This window comes from Citrobacter sp. CK206, from assembly GCF_030333125.1.
In the GTDB taxonomy this organism is placed as follows: Bacteria; Pseudomonadota; Gammaproteobacteria; order Enterobacterales; family Enterobacteriaceae; genus Citrobacter_B; species Citrobacter_B koseri.
Genome location: NZ_JAOWGM010000022.1, coordinates 19,814 through 38,667 on the forward strand (window position 1 = coordinate 19,814; position 18,854 = coordinate 38,667).

At 55.6% G+C, this 18,854-nt stretch carries 17 protein-coding genes and 1 pseudogene; 4 read left to right on the forward strand and 14 right to left on the reverse strand.

Annotated elements, in window-relative coordinates; genetic code table 11:
* Positions 1-55 precede the first annotated feature (55 nt).
* Entirely contained in the window at positions 56-2,317 is a 2,262-nt protein-coding gene (metE, locus tag OGX81_RS06340; RefSeq protein WP_104867957.1) for a 5-methyltetrahydropteroyltriglutamate--homocysteine S-methyltransferase, read from the reverse strand.
* 248 nt (positions 2,318-2,565) lie between these two features.
* Between metE and metR the strand changes: the two genes are divergently transcribed.
* Positions 2,566-3,519, forward strand: coding sequence for an HTH-type transcriptional regulator MetR (gene metR / locus OGX81_RS06345; RefSeq protein ID WP_071258139.1), 954 nt, complete (start codon positions 2,566-2,568; stop codon positions 3,517-3,519).
* Here the strand turns inward: metR and OGX81_RS06350 are convergent.
* From OGX81_RS06350 to pldB, 3 genes and pseudogenes are all read right to left on the reverse strand, one after another.
* Entirely contained in the window at positions 3,407-4,306 is a 900-nt protein-coding gene (locus OGX81_RS06350; protein WP_012131171.1) for a carboxylate/amino acid/amine transporter, read from the reverse strand. The genes metR and OGX81_RS06350 overlap by 113 nt on opposite strands.
* A gap of 80 nt (positions 4,307-4,386) precedes the next feature.
* Positions 4,387-5,187, reverse strand: a complete 801-nt coding sequence (gene yigL / locus OGX81_RS06355; RefSeq protein WP_012131170.1) for a sugar/pyridoxal phosphate phosphatase YigL — start codon at positions 5,185-5,187, stop codon at positions 4,387-4,389.
* Positions 5,188-5,233: 46 nt separating this feature from the next.
* Positions 5,234-6,223 (reverse strand): annotated as a pseudogene (gene pldB, locus OGX81_RS06360) (lysophospholipase L2); the annotation flags it as partial.
* Positions 6,224-6,334: 111 nt separating this feature from the next.
* On the opposite strand from pldB, the gene rhtB reads away from it, so the two are divergent.
* Positions 6,335-6,955 carry a homoserine/homoserine lactone efflux protein gene (gene rhtB, locus OGX81_RS06365; protein WP_104867958.1) on the forward strand — a complete coding sequence of 207 codons (621 nt, stop codon included), beginning with the start codon at positions 6,335-6,337 and terminating at the stop codon, positions 6,953-6,955.
* A 42-nt stretch (positions 6,956-6,997) separates the two neighbouring features.
* Here rhtB and rhtC read toward each other — a convergent pair whose 3' ends face one another.
* From rhtC to pldA, 3 genes are all read right to left on the reverse strand, one after another.
* Entirely contained in the window at positions 6,998-7,618 is a 621-nt protein-coding gene (gene rhtC / locus OGX81_RS06370; protein ID WP_012131165.1) for a threonine export protein RhtC, read from the reverse strand.
* A gap of 63 nt (positions 7,619-7,681) precedes the next feature.
* Positions 7,682-9,511 (reverse strand): ATP-dependent DNA helicase RecQ, encoded by a 1,830-nt coding sequence (recQ, locus tag OGX81_RS06375; RefSeq protein WP_012131164.1) that lies wholly within the window; start codon positions 9,509-9,511, stop codon positions 7,682-7,684.
* 90 nt (positions 9,512-9,601) lie between these two features.
* Positions 9,602-10,471 (reverse strand): phospholipase A, encoded by an 870-nt coding sequence (pldA, locus tag OGX81_RS06380; RefSeq protein ID WP_012131163.1) that lies wholly within the window; start codon positions 10,469-10,471, stop codon positions 9,602-9,604.
* A gap of 165 nt (positions 10,472-10,636) precedes the next feature.
* Here pldA and yigI point away from each other — a divergent pair, with 165 nt between their 5' ends.
* Both yigI and rarD read left to right on the forward strand, forming a co-directional pair.
* Complete coding sequence (yigI, locus tag OGX81_RS06385; RefSeq protein WP_024130101.1) at positions 10,637-11,104, forward strand: acyl-CoA thioesterase YigI; 468 nt, start codon at positions 10,637-10,639, stop codon at positions 11,102-11,104.
* A 43-nt stretch (positions 11,105-11,147) separates the two neighbouring features.
* Positions 11,148-12,041 (forward strand): EamA family transporter RarD, encoded by an 894-nt coding sequence (gene rarD, locus OGX81_RS06390; protein ID WP_012131161.1) that lies wholly within the window; start codon positions 11,148-11,150, stop codon positions 12,039-12,041.
* A gap of 78 nt (positions 12,042-12,119) precedes the next feature.
* Here the strand turns inward: rarD and corA are convergent, their stop codons facing one another.
* The 7 genes from corA to dapF all read right to left on the reverse strand — a co-directional run bounded on the left by corA (position 12,120) and on the right by dapF (position 18,822).
* On the reverse strand, positions 12,120-13,070 hold the full coding sequence (corA, locus tag OGX81_RS06395; RefSeq protein ID WP_012131160.1) for a magnesium/cobalt transporter CorA: 951 nt from the start codon (positions 13,068-13,070) through the stop codon (positions 12,120-12,122).
* A 154-nt stretch (positions 13,071-13,224) separates the two neighbouring features.
* A complete protein-coding gene (gene ysgD / locus OGX81_RS06400; RefSeq protein WP_213164972.1) occupies positions 13,225-13,281 on the reverse strand; it encodes a YsgD/CorL family protein in 57 nt (18 codons plus the stop codon).
* Between the two features lie 148 nt (positions 13,282-13,429).
* On the reverse strand, positions 13,430-15,592 hold the full coding sequence (gene uvrD / locus OGX81_RS06405; protein ID WP_012131158.1) for a DNA helicase II: 2,163 nt from the start codon (positions 15,590-15,592) through the stop codon (positions 13,430-13,432).
* Between the two features lie 86 nt (positions 15,593-15,678).
* A complete protein-coding gene (gene yigB, locus OGX81_RS06410) occupies positions 15,679-16,395 on the reverse strand; it encodes a 5-amino-6-(5-phospho-D-ribitylamino)uracil phosphatase YigB (RefSeq protein WP_012131157.1) in 717 nt (238 codons plus the stop codon).
* A complete protein-coding gene (gene xerC, locus OGX81_RS06415) occupies positions 16,395-17,297 on the reverse strand; it encodes a tyrosine recombinase XerC (RefSeq protein WP_060816126.1) in 903 nt (300 codons plus the stop codon). Before xerC ends, yigB begins: the two co-directional genes overlap by 1 nt.
* Positions 17,294-18,001, reverse strand: coding sequence for a DUF484 domain-containing protein (locus tag OGX81_RS06420; protein WP_012131155.1), 708 nt, complete (start codon positions 17,999-18,001; stop codon positions 17,294-17,296). The genes xerC and OGX81_RS06420 overlap by 4 nt, the downstream gene beginning before the upstream one ends.
* Positions 17,998-18,822 (reverse strand): diaminopimelate epimerase, encoded by an 825-nt coding sequence (dapF, locus tag OGX81_RS06425; protein WP_024130100.1) that lies wholly within the window; start codon positions 18,820-18,822, stop codon positions 17,998-18,000. The genes OGX81_RS06420 and dapF overlap by 4 nt, the downstream gene beginning before the upstream one ends.
* Positions 18,823-18,854 lie beyond the last annotated feature (32 nt).

Here is an 18,854-nt window from a genome sequence, read left to right on the forward strand (position 1 = left end):
AACAGTTGCGATTTCCTGTAACCCGGGTAAGCGCTAGCGCTTCCCGAGCAGCGAATTATGCCTGACGCAGATTCTGCGCGGCTTTGACCATGTTCGCCAGCGCGGCGCGGGTTTCCGGCCAGCCGCGGGTTTTCAGGCCGCAGTCCGGGTTCACCCACAAACGTTCCGCCGGAATACGCTGAGCGGCTTTATTCAGCAGGGCTTCAATCCACTCGACGCTCGGTACGTTCGGCGAGTGAATGTCGTAGACGCCCGGCCCGATTTCGTTCGGGTATTCAAATTCTTCGAACGATTCCAGCAGCTCCATATCAGAACGCGACGTTTCAATGGTAATCACGTCCGCATCCAGCGCCGCGATAGAATCCATGATGTCATTGAACTCGCAGTAACACATGTGGGTATGGATCTGGGTATCATCCTTCGCCACCGCAGCGTTGATGCGGAAGGCTTCCACACCCCATTGCAGGTAAGCATCCCAGTCGCTGCGACGCAGCGGCAGCCCTTCACGCAGTGCCGGTTCATCAATCTGAATGATGCCGATTCCCGCCGCTTCCAGATCGGCAACCTCATCACGCAGCGCTAGCGCAATCTGTTTAGCGATGGTTTCACGGCTCACATCTTCACGCGGGAATGACCAGCAGAGGATCGTCACCGGGCCGGTCAGCATCCCTTTCACCGGTTTATCAGTCAGGGACTGCGCGTATTTCGCCCACTCCACGGTGATCGGTTCCGGGCGGCTGACATCGCCAATGACGACCGGCGGTTTCACGCAGCGAGAGCCATAGCTCTGCACCCAGCCATTCTGGGTGAAAACAAAACCATCCAGATGCTCACCGAAGTACTCCACCATGTCGTTACGCTCAGCTTCACCGTGTACCAGTACGTCTAAACCTAAACGCTCCTGCTCAACGATCGCCTGTTTGATGTGTTCAGCGATGCCGGTACGGTAGTGATTCGCATCAAGGTTGCCCTTTTTGAAGTCCAGACGCAGGCCGCGGATTTCCGTCGTCTGCGGGAATGAGCCGATCGTGGTGGTCGGCCATGACGGCAGGTTAAAACGGTTACGCTGCGCCTGGGCACGTGCGGCATAAGGGCTGGCACGCTGGCTGTCCTGGGCGGTAATTGCCGCCAGACGTTTCTCCACCGCCGCGTTGTGCACGCGGGTGGAGTGGCGACGAGCCTGAATCGGCGCGCTCCACGCTTCAAGTTTTGCCGTGTCGCCGCTGTTCAGCGCATCGCGCAGCAGCGCCAGTTCACCGCATTTTTGCAGCGCGAAAGCAAACCAGCTCTTCACTTCCGCATCCAGACGGGTTTCGACGCTCAGGTCGATCGGGCTGTGCAGCAGAGAGCAGGACGAGGCCACCCACAGGTCGCGTTTGCCGACAATGTCCTTAATTTGCGCATATTTTTCCGTAAGATCGGCGCGCCAGACGTTGCGACCGTTAACCAGCCCCGCAGACAGCAGCCAGTCAGACGGCAGACGCTTGTGCAGTTCGGCAACGTCATCTTTACCGTGTACCAGATCAACGTGCAGGCCCTGTACCGGCAGCGCGGCGATGGTATCCAGATTCGGCGTGACGCCTTCAAAATAGGTCGTCAGCAGCAGCTTCACCTGGCCTTGCAGCGCATCATACGCGGGCTTGTAAGCATTCAGCCATTCCTGCGGCAGTTCCAGCACCAGCGCAGGTTCATCAATCTGTACCCATTCAACGCCACGTTTCGCCAGCTCGGTCAGTACCTGTTTGTAGACCGGCAGAATGTCGTTCAGCAGGCTCAGACGGTCGAACGACTCACCTTTCACTTTACCCAGCCACAGGTAGGTTACCGGCCCCAGCAGTACCGGTTTCACCTTGTGACCCAGCGCCAGCGCTTCGTCCACTTCATCCAGAAGCTGAGTCCAGGTCAGTTTAAACTGCTGATCCTTCACAAACTCCGGCACCATGTAGTGATAGTTGGTGTTAAACCATTTGGTCATTTCCGCCGCCGCAGCCGGTTCACCGGTCGGCGCGCGACCGCGGCCAATGCGGAACAGAGTGTCGATATCCACCGAGCCGTCGCTGTTCTGATGACGAGCCGGTACATTGCCCAGCAACAGGCTGGTGGTCAGAACATGGTCGTACCAGGCGAAATCGCCCACCGGCAGCAGGTCGATGCCCGCCTGCTTTTGTTGATCCCAGTGGCGCGCACGCAGTTCACGTCCGGTTGCCAGCAGGTCTTCACGGGTGGCGTTGCCCGCCCAGTAGCTCTCTTGCGCTTTTTTTAACTCACGACGCAGGCCAACGCGAGGAAAACCGAGGGTGTGATTGCGGATTGTCATGTTTATTCCTCTCTTATTTCATTGAATCTGAATAAAAAACTCTAAATAGTTCGGCTTGCAGGAAGGCGGCAACGATGCGCATCCCCAGGAGCTTACTGAAGTAAGTGACTGGGGTAAGCGAGGAAGCCAACGCATCTGCAAGTCGAAATATGACGAGTTTTAGACGTCCAGATGTTTACACATCTATAATTGGCAGGTACTGTATATTCCTCAAGCGCAATTTACTCATGCCGAAGTGAAGGACTTTCATGATCGAGATTAAACACCTGAAAACGCTCCAGGCGTTGCGGAATAGCGGTTCGCTGGCGGCTGCGGCGGCTACGCTGCACCAGACCCAATCCGCCTTGTCTCACCAGTTCAGCGATCTGGAACAGCGCCTTGGCTTCCGGTTATTTGTCCGTAAGAGTCAGCCGCTGCGTTTTACGCCACAGGGGGAAATTCTCCTGCAACTGGCAAACCAGGTACTACCGCAGATTAGCCGCGCCCTACAGGCCTGTAACGAACCACAGCAGACCCGATTACGCATTGCGATTGAATGCCATAGCTGTATTCAGTGGCTGACCCCGGCGCTGGAAAACTTCCACGCCAGGTGGCCGCAGGTTGAGATGGATTTCAAATCCGGCGTGACGTTTGATCCCCAGCCCGCGCTGCAACAGGGGGAGCTGGATCTGGTGATGACATCAGACATCCTGCCGCGCAGCGGGCTGCACTATTCGCCGATGTTCGATTTTGAAGTACGACTGGTGCTGGCGCCCGATCATCCGCTGGCCAGTAAGGCGCAGATTACGCCGGAAGATTTAGCCAGCGAGACGCTGTTGATCTATCCGGTACAGCGCAGCCGACTGGATGTCTGGCGGCATTTCCTGCAACCCGCCGGCATCAGCCCGTCACTGAAAAACGTGGATAACACCCTGCTGCTGATTCAGATGGTCGCCGCCAGAATGGGTATTGCCGCCCTGCCGCACTGGGTAGTGGAGAGTTTCGAACGCCAGGGGCTGGTCGTTACCAAAACCCTGGGCGACGGTTTATGGAGCCGCCTCTACGCTGCGGTGCGCGATGGCGAGCAGCGTCAGGCGGTGACTGAAGCGTTTATTCGCTCGGCGCGGAACCACGCATGCGACCATCTGCCGTTTGTACGGAGCGCGGAGCGACCCACTTCCGATGTACCCACAGGGAAGCCAGTATCACAAGCGCGCCTGTAATAAAACTCGGCCAGTGGGGCTGTTGATGCCAGATCGCCAGATTAACCAACAGTCCCGCAGGCACATGCATATTGTTCATGATGCCTAACGTACCGGCATCCACCTGGGTCGCGCCATAGTTCCACATGAAGTAGCCGATACCCGACGCCGCCACGCCCAGGAAGATCAGAATGCTCCACTGTAGCGTCGTTTCCGGCATATTCTGCGCGTTCCCCAGCATAGACCAGGCGACAACGGCCACCAGAAACGCCCCAACGTAAAACCAGGCGAACGCGTTATGCTGCGGCATAGGCCGGGTTTCCATCAGACGCTTGTAGCCCACCATCCCGATGGCAAAACTGATATTGGAAAGCTGTACCAGCAGTAACCCCGTCCAGAAATGATCGGTAACCTGGTCGTAACGAATAATCCCAGCGCCGATGACCGCCAGCAACGCGCTGAAGGCATAACCCCAGCGCAGGCGACGCTTGCTCATCAAATCATAAATCAGCGTGATATAAAGCGGCGTGAGGACGGTAAACAGCAGCAGTTCGGAGACCGTCAGATAGAGATAGGCGCGGAAACTCAGCATATACATAATGCCAAGCTGCATCGCTCCCACCAGCATATACAGGCCAATGGTTTTTACGCTATGCCCACGGGTACGCAGAAACGGGAGAAACACCAGCGCTGCCAGCCCAACACGCACCAGCACTGCAAAATAGCTATCAACATGACCCGCGAGATACTCGCCGAACAGGCTAAAGGAGAAGGCCCACAGGATAGTGGTAATGATGAGTAGCGCCACAATGGATGTCTCTTTGAATAAGGGGCACCCATTGTAGCGGAGAGTTTAGTTGACAACTGGTCAACTAAAGAGCAATCGCATTACCGCAAAAAGAGCTTACGCAGATAATGCGGTACGGCATCGTCAGCATTGATGCCAATGATTTCCAGACCCGGATGCAGATCTTTCAGGCGCTGATGGGCATTGCCCATAATGCAGCCTTTCCCCGCCATCGAGAGCATTTCCGCGTCGTTCATACCATCGCCAAACGCAATGCAATCCTGCAATTTGTAACCCATCGCTTTCGAGACGGCTTCCAGCGCATGCCCTTTCGACACGCCTCCCGCCATCACTTCCAGACAGGTCAGCGTAGAGAAACTGACGTTCACGCGATCGCCCCAACGTGCGTTAATCGCCTGCTCCAGCGGCAGTAGTTTTTCATGCGCATCGCTGGTGAAGAACACTTTGCTGACCCCTTCGGGCTCCAGCATCGCAGGTTCGAACAGCGAATAGTGAAATACCGCTTCTTTGAAAAAACGCATTTCATCCGGGCGGTGGCGGTTCATAAACCACTCGTCATCGCGATAGACGTTAGTCACGATATCCGGGCTTGCATTCACTACGCCAAACAGATCGCTGGCGATGTCGCGGTCAAGGTTGTGGGTGAACACCAGGTTCCCGTCGGTGTCATGCACGCGCGCGCCGTTGGAGGTAATCATGTAAGACTTAATCTCAAGATTATCGCGGATTTGCCCCACATCGACGTGGTGGCGGCCAGTCGCGAACACAAAATTCACGCCACAGGCGGTCAATAATTTCAGCGTCTCTTTCGCGTAAGGGGACAACGTGTGATCGGGAGAGAGCAGCGTACCATCTAAATCAGACGCAACAACCTGATACATAAGAAAATTAAACCTCAAGGCAAAGCGGTTTCCGCTGGATGAATTAGTTATGCCTGTCGAAAAATTCGACAATGGCGTTAAGCGCGACTGAGCGCATTGCGTCCTTTTCAAAAAGGATCTCATGGTACGCGCCTTTTATGACAAGCGGTCGCTCTCCCTCCACGGGATGGCCCGCTGCGGCGCGGATTTCACAAAAACGGTCATGCGCGCGGTTATCCACCACACGCTCTTCTTCAGCCTGAACGAGTAGCACAGGGGTTGCGTCATCACCCGCCCCCGCCAGAGCCTGCTCACCGGCCAGAATACCTTCACGCACCCAGTGGTAAGTCGGCCCCCCGACGCGCAGCCGGGGTTCATCGGCATAGAAACGCAAATTGCGCCGATAGCGCTGCCGACTGTGCGTTAGCACATTCATACTAAAAGGCAGCGCTCGCCAGCGCCCGGTGCCAATGGCATACCCTTCACGGATTCGCTGATGCCCCTCGGCCCAGTCAAGAATGTGGCGCACCATCCACTCCGGTAAGCGCATCACGATACCAAACATCGGCGCGCAAAGCGCGATGGCATCACACTGGACGGCGTTGCGTTGCAGGAACAGCGTGGCAATAGCGCCCCCCATAGAGTGCGCCAGAATATAGCGTTTCCGCCACGGCCCCGATTGCACTTCCTGCTGCCAGAATGCGGTTAAGTCATCGACATAATCGTTAAAATTGACCACATGACCACGGTGCGTATCCGACAGCAAACGCCCGGAGCGCCCTTGCCCGCGGTGGTCGATGATGAGGACATCAAAACCAAGATGGAACAGGTCATACGCCAGTTCGGCATACTTTACGTAGCTTTCAATGCGACCTGGACAGATGACGATGACACGATCATTTTTCTTTGCGTGAAAGCGGACAAAGTGTACGGGAACGTCGTCCACGCCCGTGAATTCTGCTTCTTCCCGCTGACGCCAGAAATCTGTCAGTGGCCCCATAGAAAAAGCAGCGAACGCGTTTTCTCTCGTTTCCCAGTCCTTTTGCTGCTGAAACATCGGGTATCCAGCCTCGTTTACCAGGTAAAAATCGTTTTCTTTATGATGCCTGACACAATACAGCGACAGTAGGGTATTGTGGCATAAAAACAGACAATCAGGGAGTTCCTCATGACCTTCGAATGGTGGTTCGCTTATCTGCTGACATCCATTATTTTGAGCCTTTCTCCCGGCTCCGGCGCCATCAATACCATGACCACGGCAATCAGCCACGGCTATCGCGGCGCAACGGCGTCTATTGCGGGTTTACAGACCGGGCTTGGCATTCACATCGTACTGGTTGGCGTGGGCCTGGGGACGCTGTTTTCACGTTCCGTCGTCGCATTCGAAGTCCTGAAATGGGCGGGCGCCGCTTATCTGATCTGGCTGGGTATCCAGCAATGGCGTGCCGCAGGCGCTATCGATCTCAACACGCTGGCGCACACACAGTCCCGAAGCCGTCTGTTCAGGCGCGCGGTATTTGTAAACCTGACCAACCCAAAGAGCATTGTTTTCCTCGCCGCGCTATTTCCGCAGTTTATCAAGCCGCAGGAGCCGCAGCTGATGCAGTACGTCGTGCTCGGCATCACAACCATTGTCGTTGATATCATTGTGATGATCGGTTACGCGACGCTGGCGACACGTATCGCAGGCTGGATTAAAGGGCCGAAGCAAATGAAGGCGTTGAATAAGGTATTTGGTTCGCTGTTTATGCTGGTGGGTGCGCTGCTGGCGTCCGCAAGGCATGCCTGAGAAATTGCCGGATGGCGCTAACGCTTATCCGGCCTACGATAATTAACGCGAAATAATCAGGTGAATGCCGAAACCGGCAAACAACGCACCGGCAAAGCCGTCGATCCACTTCGCCAGACGCTGATAACCGCGACGCATTTTCGGTAGCGCGAACAGGCTGGCGACCACGGTAAACCAGGCCAGCGTTTCCACGATAATCAACGCGAAAATACCCCAGCGCGCGGCTACGCCGACGTTATCGCCAACGAACAGTGAAAAGACCGATCCGAAATAGATGATCGCTTTCGGGTTCGCCAGGTTCGTCAGCAAACCTTTCACAAAGCTACGACCGCTTTGCGCCAGTTCAATCTGCGGCGCAGGCGCGGCGACGTCCTGTTTTTTTAGCGCGCCACGCAACATCTGATAGCCCATCCAGCACAGGTACAAACCACCACCCACCATAATGATGGTATGCAGCCAGGCCATTTTCTCGATAATCAGATGCAGGCCGAGCAACGCAACGCCCGCCCAAACCATGACGCCGCAGGTAATGCCCAGCACGCCCATCATCGCTTCCTTGCGCGAGCGGCTCACGGCGGTTTGAGAGACAAAGAAAAAGTCCGGTCCAGGACTCATTAACGCAACGATATGCACCATCGCCACGGTGAGAAATAGCATCAACATAAAAATGACTCGCGGGGGAATAGTTTACCGAGTCACCATCCTGGCACTTTTTTACCTGGCTGACTACTCTTCGTCGTCACCATCGACATGCGCGCGGATCAGCGCCATAAACTCTTTACCGAAACGCTCCAGTTTGCGCATGCCGACGCCGTTAACGCTCAGCATTTCGCTCGGCGAAACCGGCATCTGTTCGGCCATTTCAATCAGCGTCGCATCGTTAAAGACGACATACGGCGGGATATTCTCTTCATCGGCAATGGCCTTACGCAATTTGCGCAGTTTGGCGAACAGTTTGCGATCGTAATTGCCGCCGAAGGATTTCTGCATCACTCGCGGCTTCAACGCGACGATACGCGGCACGGCAAGCTGCAACGGCACTTCGCCACGCAGCACCGGACGCGCCGCTTCGGTTAACTGCAACGCCGAATGTTGGGCAATATTCTGCGTAACCATACCCAGATGAATAAGCTGACGAATCACGCTGACCCAGTGCTCATGGCTCTGATCGCGACCAATGCCGTACACCGGCAATTTGTCATGCGCTAAATCGCGGATACGCTGATTGTTCGCGCCGCGCAATACTTCCACCACATAGCCCATACCAAAACGCTGATTAACGCGATAAATCGTCGACAGGGCTTTACGCGCATCCATCAGGCCGTCGTACTGTTTTGGCGGGTCGAGGCAAATATCGCAGTTGCCGCAGGGTTCCTGCCGCCCTTCGCCAAAGTAGTTCAGCAGCACCAGACGACGACAGGTCTGCGCTTCGGCAAACGCCCCCATCGCGTTCAGCTTATGCCGTTCAATATCCTGTAGCTGCCCGGCGGGTTTCTCCTCCAGACAGCGGCGCAGCCACGCCATATCAGCCGGATCGTAGAACAGCATCGCCTCTGCGGGCAGGCCGTCACGCCCGGCGCGGCCGGTTTCCTGATAGTAGGATTCAATGTTGCGGGGAATATCGAAATGCACCACAAAGCGCACGTTAGGTTTGTTAATGCCCATACCAAATGCGACGGTCGCCACGACGATTTGCAGATCGTCGCGCTGGAACTTCTCCTGCACATCGGCGCGCACGTTATTTTCCAGACCGGCATGATACGCCGCCGCGCTGATGCCGCGACTTTGCAGACGTGCGGCGGTGTCCTCCACCTTCGCCCGGCTGTTACAGTAGATGATACCGGACTTGCCGCGCTGTTCCTGCACATAGCGCATCAGCTGATCGAGCGGCTTAAATTTCTCCATCAGCATATAGCGGATGTTCGGACGGTCAAAGCTGCTGATCTGGATTAACGGATCGTTCAGCCCCAACAGGCGAACAATATCCAGTCGGGTGGTGTCATCTGCGGTGGCGGTCAACGCCATAAACGGCAGGGAAGGAAAACGCTGGCGGAGCTGACCGAGCGCGGCGTATTCCGGGCGGAAGTCATGCCCCCACTGCGAGATACAGTGCGCTTCATCGACGGCCAGTAAGACCGGATTCCAGTGCGCCAGATGCTCAAGGAAGTTATCCAGCATCAGGCGCTCCGGCGCAATATACAGCAGGCGAACCTGCCCGGTTCGGCAACCGGCCATCACCTCATGCTGCTGTTCACGGCTCTGCGTCGAGTTCAGGCACGCCGCCGCCACGCCGTTTGCCAGCAACTGGTCGACCTGATCTTTCATCAGGGAGATAAGCGGCGAAACGACAACGGTAAGTCCGTTAAGCAGTAAGGCTGGAATCTGGTAACACAGGGATTTGCCGCCGCCGGTCGGCATGACGACCAGGCAATCACGACCCGAGACGACCGTCTCAATGATCTCTTCCTGGCCTGGGCGAAACTGTTGGTAGCCAAAGGTTTCCTGTAAAACCTGTTTAGCCCCCAATTCCAGATTCAACACTTCCGCCTGCGCCACATTAACCCCGTTTGCCTGAAATAAAAACAGGCGCTATTTTCAGCGCCTGCGAAAGAAACTGCAATGTTTTAAACACAATCATTGCGCAGATCAGAATATGTCATTCAGCATAACACCCACGCCGACACGCGTCTGATTAAAGTTATAGTCGATTAACGATTCGCCATAGCCGCTGTATACCTGGGTATAGAGACGCACATGTTTCGTCATCGGGTAACTTAACCCCACTTCCGCCCCGCCGTAACCGGTATTCCAGTTGTACTGGCCCTTCGCGCTCAGCACCGCATCTCCCAGGTGATAGCCGATTTTAAGCTGATAGTAGCCCATATATTTAGTGATATCGGGGTTATCGCCGGTGCCGCCAACGACGTACCACGGTTTCACTTCCATCAGCCAGTTACCGTTTTGCGCCATCAGACGCGTATACAGGCGGTTCCAGCTCCGCGAAGTCGGATCGGAACGCCCGTTGGAGTTATGGTTATACCCCATCTCCACATCGCGCAGCGTCCAGCCTGCAAAGTGGTAATCCGTGGCAAAGCCGAGGAACAACTGCGGTTCGTAGTTAGTCTCACGAAACGGCGAGGACTCTTCGCTGTTGGACAACTGCCACCAGGATTTCTGCGTGTACGACGCCCCCAGCACCGAGTTTGGCCCAACAATCCCACGCCAGAACGGGAAGGCCAGGCTCAGCTGAAACTTCACTTCGTCTTTGCGCGCGTTTTCAGACCAGTTATAAGAGCTGATCGCTTCTTTGTTCAGATCGCTGGTATTGGTGTAGATCAGGTAGTTCGTATCATAAGGATAAAGCGTGAAGGGATTATCATGCACCTGCAACATGTTTGCGATAATACTGCCCTGTACCGCAGGCGCGTCATGAATTTCTTTCACTGTCGCTTCCTGCGCATATACAGCCAATGGCAGCATTGCTGCTGGTAATAACCAACCCAAAATCGCCCGCATCGGTCGTGTTCTCCTGAACGCAATAAGTGTTGAATGGTATAATTATCTGCCAGCCATTCTACATACTTACTTAATCCCTGTTTAGTTATCCTCTCTTAAAGTAGAAAACAACAAATAAGAAGCATAATATCAACATTTCATTAACCAATGGAGTGTCTGGATCGTATGTCTTCCGTACTTACCGCTGAGCAGGCCCTGAAACTGGTGGGCGAGATGTTTGTTTACCATATGCCTTTTAACCGGGCATTAGGACTGGAGCTGGAACGCTATGAAAAGGAGTTTGCCCAACTGGCCTTTAACAATCAGCCGATGATGGTAGGCAACTGGGCGCAAAGTATTTTACACGGTGGGGTGATCGCCTCCGCGCTGGACGTCGCCGCCGGACTGGTGTGCGTGGGCAGCACGCTGACCCGCCATGAGACCATCAGCGAAGACGAGCTACGCCAGCGCATGTCGCGTATGGGAACTATCGACCTGCGCGTTGACTACCTGCGCCCGGGCAGAGGCAACCGCTTTACCGCCACCAGCAGCCTGTTGCGCGCGGGCAATAAAGTCGCTGTGGCGCGTGTGGAACTGCACAACGAAGAACAGCTTTACATTGCCAGTGCGACCGCAACTTATATGGTGGGATAAAAACAGGTAAACTGTTGTTACATTTCTGATATGAGTTTTCCCGATGGATGCTAAGCAAACGCGGCAGGGCGTGTTACTCGCTCTTGCCGCCTATTTTATTTGGGGCATCGCACCCGCGTACTTCAAACTGATTTACTACGTGCCCGCAGACGAGATCCTGACGCACCGCGTGATCTGGTCATTTTTCTTTATGATCGCGCTGATGAGCATCAGCCGCCAGTGGTCTGGTGTTAAAACGCTGCTGCAAACGCCGAAGAAAATTTTCATGCTGGCGCTGTCAGCCGTGCTGATCGGTGGAAACTGGCTGCTCTTTATCTGGGCGGTCAATAACCACCATATGCTGGAAGCCAGCCTCGGGTATTTTATTAACCCGCTGGTTAACATTCTGCTGGGAATGCTGTTCCTCGGCGAGCGCTTCCGTCGTATGCAGTGGCTGGCGGTGATTCTGGCGGCCTGCGGCGTACTGGTGCAGCTCTGGACCTTCGGCTCTCTGCCGATCATCGCACTGGGGCTGGCGTTTAGCTTTGCGTTTTACGGCCTGGTGCGTAAGAAGATTGCGGTTGAAGCGCAAACGGGGATGCTGATCGAAACGCTGTGGCTATTGCCGGTCGCCGCGATTTATCTGTTTGGCATCGCGGATAGCCCAACCAGCCATATGGGGCAGAATCCGCTGTCGCTGAATCTGTTGCTGATTGCGGCAGGTATCGTCACCACGGTGCCGCTGCTGTGCTTTACCGGGGCGGCGACGCGCCTGCGCCTCTCCACGCTGGGTTTTTTCCAGTACATTGGCCCAACCCTGATGTTCCTGCTGGCCGTGACGTTCTATGGAGAAATACCGGGCGCCGATAAGATGGTGACGTTTGCCTTTATTTGGGTGGCGCTGGCGATTTTTGTGATGGATGCGATTTATACACAAAGACGCAAAGTTCGGGGATAAAAGCGTGCCGGTGGCGCGTCGCTTATCCGGCCTACGGGATCGGTAGGCCCGGTAAGCGACGCGCCATCGGGCGCAATATTACAGCCAGTTCTTACGCTTGAAGTACAAATACGGCGCCAGACCCGCAAGGATCATAAAGATAATCGCGCCAGGGTAACCAAAGCTCCACTTCAGCTCCGGCATAAACTCAAAGTTCATCCCATAGCTGGACGCCACCAGCGTCGGCGGCAGGAACACCACGGATACCACCGAGAAGATCTTGATAATGCGGTTCTGCTCGATGTTGATGAAGCCCATCGCCGCCTGCATCAGGAAGTTCACCTTCTGGAACAGGGATTCGTTGTGCGGCAGCAGGGACTCGATATCGCGCAGGATCTCACGCGCCTGCTCCAGTTGCCCCCCCGGAAGACGCGCCTTGCGCACCAGGAAGTTAAGCGCGCGCTGGGTATCCATCAGACATAAGCGAACTTTCCAGCCGATATCTTCCAGTTCCGCCAGCGTGGAGAGCGCTTCGTCATATTCATCGCCCTGATGCCCTTCCATGATCACGCGGCTCAGCTCTTCCAGATCGCTATAGATGTTTTCAATTTCATCCGCCAGCTGTTCGATTTTGGTTTCAAACAGGTCGAGCAGTAATTCATAGGCATTGCCGTCCACCATCGCCTGGTTACGGGCGCGCATACGGTACAAGCGGAAAGCGGGCAGTTCGCGTTCACGCAGCGTAAACAGGCGGCCATCGCGAATGGTGAATGCCACCGTGGAGTTACCGGCGTGGTCTTCCGCATCTTCGAAAAAGAAAAAGGAGTGGATGTGCAGCCCGTCTTCGTCTTCAAAGAAACGTGCGGATGCTTCGATGTCTTCCAGTTCAGGACGTGTCGCCAGGCTTTGGCCCAGTTCAGATTGTACGCGCAGTCGCTCGTCGTCGTCCGGTTCGACCAGGTCGACCCATACGGCATCAATCAGGGTTTGTGACTCTTCGACTTCCAGCCGGGTCAGTCGATTATTTTCCAGTTGAAATGCGCTCAGCATGACCGGGACTCCCAATGCTTAAAAATATCGGACAGTTCGGGTGGGCACACAGAAACAAATTGGGTTTCAGACCATTAAACAGCCTGACTCAGCGCGACGGGAAAAAGAGAAGGTCGCTGACAACCGCTAAGGCTATCAGCAAAAAGGGATAGCCTTAGGAGTTGATCCTGAATGACAGGATAATGAGCCAGCATCTACTGGGTGTGTCCAAGGCGAATGTCCTCTTAGCGTAATCGTGCGCGCATGTTACGCCAGCAAAAATTTGACGTCAACACGCAACGAAACGCTGAAGAACAATTATTGCCCTTCAGCGTATAAGGCTAGCAGATTATTACAAAATAATGATATTTTTCTGAAAGTTACGCATTTTCGAATTGAACATAAGAAGCAACAAACCATTTAATGCCCTGCCCCTGAAACGCGATTTGCAACCGGGTATGTTCACCGCTGCCTTCCAGATTGACGATCGTGCCTTCACCGAATTTCGGGTGACGCACGCGCTGTCCCAGCTTGTACCCGGTGTCGTTTTCCGCCATCGGGGTTCCCATCCGCTGGTGACTCACCGGACGACTGACCGTGGCACGCAGCCGTACTTCTTCCACACAGTCTTCCGGCAATTCGCCGATAAAGCGCGACGGGCGGTGGTAGACCTCTTTGCCATACAGACGGCGAGTTTCCGCATAGGTCAACGTCAGCTTCTGCATCGCGCGGGTTACGCCGACGTAGGCCAGGCGACGCTCTTCTTCAAGGCGCCCGCCTTCATCCAGCGACATCTGGCTGGGGAACATCCCCTCTTCCATGCCGACGATGAACACCTGCGGAAACTCCAGCCCTTTCGCCGAGTGCAAGGTCATCAGTTGAACCGCATCCTGCCACGTATCCGCCTGCCCTTCTCCCGCTTCCAGCGCGGCGTGAGAGAGAAACGCCTGCAACGGCATCAGGTCTTCATCTTCTTCGTTGTAGCTGAACTGGCGCGTCGCCGTCACCAGTTCTTCTAAGTTCTCAATACGCGTCTGGCCTTTCTCGCCTTTTTCCTGCTCGTACATCATGCGCAGACCCGAGTCTTTAATCACCCGATCGGTCTGAACATGCAGCGGCATATCTGCCGTCTCCTGCGCCAGCGCGTCAATTAGCTCGATAAAGCGTTGCAGGGCGCTTGCGGCGCGGCCAGCCAGCGCTTTCTCCTGCAACAGCTCGCGGCACGCCTGCCACAAGGTTAACTGACGGTCGCGCGAGGTCTGGCGCACAACGTCCAGCGTGCGATCGCCAATACCGCGCGTCGGGGTGTTCACCACGCGCTCAAACGCCGCATCATCATTACGATTGGCGATCAGGCGCAGATAGGAGAGCGCATCTTTAATTTCCTGACGTTCGAAGAAGCGCATACCACCATAAATACGGTACGGCATACTGGCCTGCAACAGCGCCTCTTCCAGCACGCGCGACTGGGCGTTGCTGCGATAGAGAATGGCGCACTGTTCCAGCGCCCCGCCGTTGTCCTGCCAGGTTTTGATGCGGTTAACGACAAAACGCGCTTCATCCAGCTCATTAAACGCGCAATACAGTGAAATCGGTTCGCCATCAATGCCATCGGTCCACAGCTTTTTCCCCAGACGGCCATTGTTGTTTTCAATCAGGGTGTTCGCCGCGCTGAGGATGTTGCTGGTCGAGCGGTAATTCTGCTCCAGACGAATGGTTTCCGCGCCCGGGAAATCCTTGAGGAAACGCTGGATGTTCTCTACCTGCGCTCCACGCCAGCCGTAAATAGACTGGTCATCATCGCCGACGATCATCACTTTGCCGGTATCGCCTGCCAGCAGACGGATCCACGCGTACTGGATGTTGTTGGTATCCTGGAATTCGTCCACCAGGATATTGGTAAAACGTTCGCGGTAGTGCTGAAGGATATGCGGCTTGTTGAGCCACAGTTCATGCGCGCGCAGCAGCAGTTCGGCAAAATCCACCAGCCCTGCGCGATCGCACGCTTCCTGATAAGCCTGGTAAACCTTCTGCCAGGTCTGCTCCACCGGGTTGCCGTAGCTCTGAATATGGTGCGGACGCAGCCCTTCGTCTTTCTGGCTGTTGATGTACCACATCGCCTGGCGCGGCGGCCACTGCTTCTCGTCAAGGTTCATCGCTTTAATAAGGCGCTTGAGCAGGCGCAGCTGATCTTCGCTGTCGAGGATCTGGAAATCCTGCGGCAGGTTGGCGTCCATATGGTGCGCGCGCAGCAGACGGTGCGCCAGACCGTGGAAGGTGCCGACCCACATCCCGCCCTGCGTGGTTCCCATTAACTGACCGATACGGTGGCGCATTTCCGCCGCCGCCTTATTGGTGAAGGTAACGGCCATAATGGAATAGGGCGAATTATTCTCTACGCTCAGCAGCCAGGCGATACGGTGAACCAGCACGCGGGTTTTGCCGCTCCCCGCTCCCGCCAGCACCAGCATGTTGCTACGTGGCGCAGCCACCGCTTCGCGCTGTTTATCATTAAGGCTTTCGAGCAGGTAAGAAACGTCCATTGGCACCGCCGCGTAAAAGTGTGTTGGGCGGATAAGCGCAGCGCCATCCGCCAAAAAGCTGGGTATATATACAATACTGCTGGTGATTATATCAGCGAGGTCAAAGATGCCAACCGTGAAATTTCGATATGCGGCAGTAAACGGCTGTCAGTGGTCTGCATCAGGTCGGCATTTTCCGGTTTGATCCAGCAGGCCTGCATTCCACAGCGGATCGCCCCGGCGACATCGGTCGTCAGATCGTCGCCGACGTGGAGGATCTCGCCGATCGGCATGTTGAGCTTCTCCGCCGCCAGAGAGTACATGTCGCTGAACGGTTTAGAACGCCCGTCCGGGCCTGCGCGCAGCACAAATTCGAAGTAATCGCCCAGCCCAAACAGCTCCGGCTGCGCATTGCCGTTAGTAATGGCCACCAGCGGCCATTTTTTTGCAAGCCGCTTCAGCGTGTCATGCGTCACTTGCGGAACATCGATACGGCTGCGCCACTTTGCGAAATTGATCATCGCGGCGTTCGCCCCCGCCATTGCCTCTTCCGCCGACAGGCCTGCTTCCAGCATGGCGCGCTCCACGGCGCGATGACGCCATCGCGTCACATCATGATAAATTTCCGGCTCTGCTTCACGTACCGCCTGACGCAGGCGATACAGGTCGGCATTCTGCAATGTACGCAGCGCAGGATGGTAGTTTTGCACAAAGGTGAGCGCTTCCTGCTCGGTGCGCAGGATAACCGGACGGTTATCATAAAGGGTGTCATCCAGATCGAACGTGAGTGCTGAGATGTGTCCCAAAGGCCGGTAAAAACGCATTATTTCCCCCGTTTGGCGCGTGGATGCGCCGCATCGTACACCGAGGCCAGGTGTTGAAAATCAAGATGAGTATAGATTTGCGTGGTGGACAGGTTGGCATGGCCTAACAGCTCCTGCACGCCGCGCAGGTCGCCGCTCGACTCCAGCATATGGGTAGCGAACGAGTGACGCAGTTTATGCGGATGGACATGGCTGTTCAGCCCTTGCTTAATGCCCCACTCCGCAAACCGTTTTTGTACATTGCGCGCGGAGATCCGTTTCCCGAGCTTCGAGAGAAACAGCGCATCGTCATCGCTGCCGAACAGGCCGCGCAGATCCAGCCAATGCTCAATCCACGCCACCGCATTGCGGCCAATGGGCAGACGCCGTTCTTTGCTGCCCTTCCCCATCACCCACACTTCGCCCGTATCGAGATCGAGGTGTTTGATGTCTAACCCCACCAGTTCAGACAAACGCAACCCCGCGCCGTACATCACCTCCAGCATCGCCCGATCGCGCACGGCAAGCGGATCGTTAAGGTCGATATCCAGCAGTCGGTTAATATCATCCACGTCGATATTTTTCGGCAGGTGGCGAGGCGCTTTCGGCGCAGAGACGCCTTTCGCCGGGTTGGCGTTGAGTTCGCCCTGGCTCACCAGCCAGTCAAAGAAACTGCGTAAAGCAGAGAGGCGCAACGCCAGGCTAGCGGGCCCTAACCCTTTACGGCGGCTGCGTACCGCGAAAGCGCGCACCATCGCAGCGTCACATTGTTGCCAGCTTTGCAGACCGGTTTCTCCGGCTAAAACGATAATGGCATCAAGCTGACGCTGATAGTTCAGTAGCGTGATGGGGCTAAGTTGCCGTTCTACGCCCAAGTAACGCAAGAAGCGCGCAACGTCCTGAGAAAGCGATAATTCGGTCATACACGTTCAATCCAGCGCTCCAGCAGTTCCGGCAACATCAAGGCGATTTCTTGCAGTAACTGTGTCCCCTGCCCCTGCTGGTAATGATGCACATCGCGGCTACTGAAGAGTATGACCCCCAGATCGCCATCGCGCCCCAGCATCGACATCGCCACCGAGCCAATCGCTTTGGCTTCAGGCAGCACCACCAGCAGTTCCGGGCCATTCAATGGGCCAAGATAGTGTTGCGCCTGCCCCAGACGCTGGATACGCAGCGGTTCAAAGGCCTGACGGCTTAACGCCAGATGGGTATGATTCGACGGCGCGCCGAGTCGCCAGCGATCGGGAAACAGCCGGATGGTCGCGCCCGCCAGCCCCAGCTCCCGCGCCCAGCGATGAAAACGCATCAGCATTTCATCCAGGCTACTGGCGGAAACCAGCCGTCCCTGCAAATGCAGCAGACGGTAGAACAGGCTTTCGTTGGCATTCGCCTGTTCCATTAGCAGCGTCATGTTCTCTTCAAGAACATGGATATGATTCCGGGCGCGGGCCATGTGCCACTCAACAAGCGACACCGTACCCCGCACGGGATGCGGAACGCGCATCGCCTCAACGGCGCGCGCATTACGGATAAAAAACTCAGGGTTACGCAGTAGATAATCGACGACCGCCCGGTCGTCCAGTTCCATCTGTGTTTCCTGTAGTTCTTCCCCTGGTTGCTTCATAGATGAATAAATCCGTCGTAGACATGTGCCGCCGGGCCAGTCATATACAACGGATGACCCGGGCCTTTCCAGGCGATATCAAGGCGACCGCCAGGTAATTCCACGCGTACTTCTTCTGCCAGCAAACCCTGCTGAATGCCCACCGCAACGGCGGCGCATGCGCCGCTGCCGCAGGCCTGAGTTTCTCCTGCCCCACGTTCATAAACGCGTAATCGGATATGCTCGCGCTTCACAACCTGCATAAACCCAATATTCGCTCGTTCTGGAAAACGTTCATGGCTTTCCAGAACCGGTCCCAGCGTTTCGACTGCCGCCGTGTCGATATTATCGACCTGAATCACGCAGTGCGGGTTCCCCATTGAAACCACGCCGCACAATATTGTCTGCTCGGCCGCTCGCATAATATAGGTCTTTTCCGCTTTGTTGGCGCGAAAAGGAACCTGCGCGGGTTCAAAGTTTGGCTCACCCATGTTCACCCGCACCAGCTCATCATCTGTGACGCTCAGCACCATCCGGCCATTGGCCGTGCTGACGCGGATATCGCGCTTATTGGTCAGTCCTTTCAGACGCACAAATCGCGCAAAGCAGCGGGCGCCGTTACCGCACTGCGACACTTCGCTGCCATCGGCGTTGAAGATGCGGTAATGAAAATCCAGTTCAGGATCGTAAGGAGGCTCGACAACCAAAAGCTGGTCGAACCCCACGCCCAGATGCCTGTCTGACAGGCGGCGGATCAACTCCGGCGAGAAAAAGACATTCTGCGTTACCGCGTCGACGACCATAAAATCGTTGCCAAGGCCATGCATTTTAGAGAATTGCATCATTCACTCCATTTACGCGGGGACAGAAACGT

Coding starts and splice junctions, on each gene's coding strand:
- rhtC (WP_012131165.1), bottom strand. CDS start 7,618: ATGTTGATGCTATTTCTCACCGTGGCGATGGTGCATATCGTTGCGTTA.
- dapF (WP_024130100.1), bottom strand. CDS start 18,822: ATGCAATTCTCTAAAATGCATGGCCTTGGCAACGATTTTATGGTCGTC.
- metR (WP_071258139.1), top strand. CDS start 2,566: ATGATCGAGATTAAACACCTGAAAACGCTCCAGGCGTTGCGGAATAGC.
- uvrD (WP_012131158.1), bottom strand. CDS start 15,592: ATGGACGTTTCTTACCTGCTCGAAAGCCTTAATGATAAACAGCGCGAA.
- rhtB (WP_104867958.1), top strand. CDS start 6,335: ATGACCTTCGAATGGTGGTTCGCTTATCTGCTGACATCCATTATTTTG.
- corA (WP_012131160.1), bottom strand. CDS start 13,070: ATGCTGAGCGCATTTCAACTGGAAAATAATCGACTGACCCGGCTGGAA.
- xerC (WP_060816126.1), bottom strand. CDS start 17,297: ATGACCGAATTATCGCTTTCTCAGGACGTTGCGCGCTTCTTGCGTTAC.
- rarD (WP_012131161.1), top strand. CDS start 11,148: ATGGATGCTAAGCAAACGCGGCAGGGCGTGTTACTCGCTCTTGCCGCC.
- OGX81_RS06420 (WP_012131155.1), bottom strand. CDS start 18,001: ATGAAGCAACCAGGGGAAGAACTACAGGAAACACAGATGGAACTGGAC.
- yigI (WP_024130101.1), top strand. CDS start 10,637: ATGTCTTCCGTACTTACCGCTGAGCAGGCCCTGAAACTGGTGGGCGAG.
- yigL (WP_012131170.1), bottom strand. CDS start 5,187: ATGTATCAGGTTGTTGCGTCTGATTTAGATGGTACGCTGCTCTCTCCC.
- metE (WP_104867957.1), bottom strand. CDS start 2,317: ATGACAATCCGCAATCACACCCTCGGTTTTCCTCGCGTTGGCCTGCGT.
- pldA (WP_012131163.1), bottom strand. CDS start 10,471: ATGCGGGCGATTTTGGGTTGGTTATTACCAGCAGCAATGCTGCCATTG.
- yigB (WP_012131157.1), bottom strand. CDS start 16,395: ATGCGTTTTTACCGGCCTTTGGGACACATCTCAGCACTCACGTTCGAT.